Annotated in this window: 2 protein-coding genes and 1 pseudogene; all 3 read left to right on the forward strand. The window is 39.2% G+C overall.

The window, feature by feature from the left end; all coding sequences use genetic code 11:
• Positions 1–1,935: phage tail-collar fiber domain-containing protein (locus JEP36_RS17485; RefSeq protein WP_198630548.1), on the forward strand; the 1,935-nt coding region annotated here is incomplete at its 5' end.
• On the forward strand, positions 1,935–2,555 hold the full coding sequence (locus JEP36_RS17490; protein WP_198630549.1) for a tail fiber assembly protein: 621 nt from the start codon (positions 1,935–1,937) through the stop codon (positions 2,553–2,555). The genes JEP36_RS17485 and JEP36_RS17490, both read left to right, overlap by 1 nt.
• A gap of 92 nt (positions 2,556–2,647) precedes the next feature.
• Positions 2,648–3,096: pseudogene (locus tag JEP36_RS17495) on the forward strand (phage tail protein); the annotation flags it as partial.

Below are 3,096 nucleotides of genomic sequence, written 5' to 3' on the forward strand. Positions count from 1 at the left end.
GCCTTATTAACGGTGATTGGTGCCAATAAATTGGCGAAAGCCACCGCACTAGGCACCACCTTAAAAATCACCCAAATGGCTGTGGGTGACGGTGGTGGAACGTTACCAACACCCGATACACAACAAACTAAACTTGTCGGTGAGAAACGACGCGCGGGATTAAATACCTTATTTGTTGATCCGAAAAACGACAGTCAGATTATTGCTGAACAAGTGATCCCTGAAAACGAGGGCGGTTACTGGATACGTGAGATTGGTTTGTTTGATGATGAAGGCAGTTTAATTGCCGTAGGTAATTGCCCCGAAACCTATAAGCCACAATTACAAGAGGGAAGCGGACGAACACAGACTATCCGCATGATATTAACCGTTAGTCATACCGAATCCGTTGAGTTAAAGGTTGACCCCTCGGTGATATTGGCGACTCGTGAATTTGTCAATGACGCCATTGAAACAGCATCAAAATCTATTTTAGATACTGTTAAAAAAGAGTATGCAACAACAGAAGAAGTCAAAAAGAAATTTGATAATAGTAATGTTGTACATGAAAAAGGGGCATCAAAAGAAAAAGTTATTAGTCAAAAGGGAGTGACCGACTTATTTCAACCTAAAGGGAGCTACCCAACAAATACAGAATTGAGTGTGGAACTCAATAAAAAAATAGACAAATCAAATATATATCAACAGTTAGGCAATGATGTAAATAAGGTGCCTAGCCTTGATTTAGTAACAAAAGAGTTAGGTAAAAAACAAACATCCGGTAACTATGCAGATAAATCATCAAGTTTGTGGCAGTTATTTATGTCTCCTGTTATGTCTCGTGAAGTAATTGGATCTACATCTCAAGATGAAAGCAGTAAGCTACAATTACTGTCATACAATAATTCAAGTCCATCTATACGAAAAACACTAAATGGAAAGTATGTCGATTATCGTTTTCCGGAGAATGGTGGAACAATTGCATTAAATGGTGATAGTTACACAACAGCTCAATCTGATAATAAATATGCAGATAAAACATCAAAAAATAAGCAGTTATTTCTTTCTGGGGTTGGTGTAGTTGGTGATGTTTCAGTAACGTTCAGGGATAACTCTGTTGATTTAATTGTTAGTAATACCGTTGTTTTATTTAAAACTAAAATAGGTGATAACAATTATGAGATAGCACTACCCGCAAAAAATGGCACGTTAGCCATGATCGGTGACAGTTACACAACTAGTCAATCAGATAGTAGATACCCATTAAAAAATGATATTTATTCTAAATCATCATCTGATGATAGGTATCAACAAAAAGGTAATTATGCTGACAAGTCATCTCAAAATACTCAATATTTTAGTGGTTCAATAGAATCAACTCTATCCATTGCATCAGTAATACCTAATAAGGCGGGTGTATCGTTAGATGCAACTAGTGGCTTACCATTAATTAAAGCGAGAAATACTGCAGAAGAAGGTTGGTATCATTTAAGGTTGCCAGTAAAAACAGGAACTATTGCACTATTAAATGATATTGAGGACTCTAATAATATCCCAGTTGGTTCTCTTATCCCTTGGTCATTATCCACTGCACCTACCGGTTATCTAATTTGTCAGGGGCAGACATTTAATAAAACAACATATCCGAAATTAGCTATCGCCTACCCATCGGGACGATTACCTGATTTGCGGGGTAATGTTATTCGTGGATTAGATGCTGGGCGCGGTATTGATCTAGGGCGTCAAATCTTATCGGAGCAAATGGGGAATAGTTTATTAAGTGCCCGTGGTGTTAATGATTCTCCAGAGGGCGGATTTGAGCTTAAATTAAGATTCGGCTCTGTTGGTACGAATAATCAAGGTCAAAATGAAATTTACCAGCAAAAAGAAGGCGCTAACGGCAACGAAACCCGTATGCGTAACATTGCATTTTTATACATAGTGAGAGCAGCATAATGAGTAAATATAATTTAGATATCCAAAATGGAAAGATAGGTAGTAATGGTTTAGCTGATGTTGCAGGATGGGTTAAATGTTATTTGGCTCACCCAATCACGAATGAATATATGGGTGCCACAATGGAAAATGTTATGTTTGATGTTTCGTTGTCAGCAGGTGCTTATTTAGATGAACCGTTATTACCCAATAAAGAAAATCAAGCTGTTCGGCGCACAAAAGATGGTACTTCGTGGGAGATTGTTGACGATTATCGTGATTTAGTTGCTTATAATACGAAAACAAAACAACCCATTATGATTGATTTCATTGGTTCGTTACCTGAAACGCTAACACTGTTAAAACCCGATAGTGAATTTGATTTATGGAATGGTAAAAATTGGGTTGCAGATGAACAAGCTATTAAAAAATCGCAAATTAATTTGGCAACAAAGCAAAAAGAAACGTTGTCGATAGAGGCGGAAGCTCGCATTGTTCAACTAGAACGTAAAGTTCGGTTAGAATTGGCGACGGATGAAGATAAAGTGTTGTTGACTGAGTGGGAAATTTATACCGTTAAACTTGGTGATGTAAACCCAGAACTAGCCCCTGATATTGAATTTCCACAAAAGCCAGAGTAACCCTTGTATCACCCCTCAAACAATCCCGCTTTCGTGCAATTTAACCGCTAATTTTTCATGCTACACGGACACAGTTATAGGAGTCCGTGAGCATGGCACAAGATTATCATCACGGTGTGCGCGTTATTGAAATTAACGAAGGCACCCGCCCCATTCGCACTATCAGTACCGCTATTGTTGGCGTGGTTTGCACCGCTGATGATGCGGACGAAAAGACCTTTCCACTAAATAAACCCGTTTTACTGACCGATGTATCACAGGCTATCGGTAAAGCAGGGAAAACCGGCACCTTAGCCAGCACCTTAAAAGCCATTTCTGATCAAGCTAAACCCATCACCATTGTGGTGCGTGTAGAGCAAGGTGAAAGTGAAGCAGAAACCACCACCAATATTATTGGTGGCACTACCGAAGAAGGGCTAAAAACAGGATTACAAGCGCTGTTAGCCTCTCAAGCCCAACACGGTATTAAGCCTCGCATTATTGGCGTGCCCGGTCACGATACATTAGCGGTTGCCAATGAGATTGCGGTGATTTGTCAAAA

Origin of the sequence: Proteus sp. PR00208, from assembly GCF_016238545.1 — a bacterium.
GTDB lineage: Bacteria > Pseudomonadota > Gammaproteobacteria > Enterobacterales > Enterobacteriaceae > Proteus.

Bases quoted from the DNA above. Each gene is read 5' to 3' on its own strand.
- JEP36_RS17490 (WP_198630549.1), top strand. From the start codon at position 1,935: ATGAGTAAATATAATTTAGATATCCAAAATGGAAAGATAGGTAGTAAT.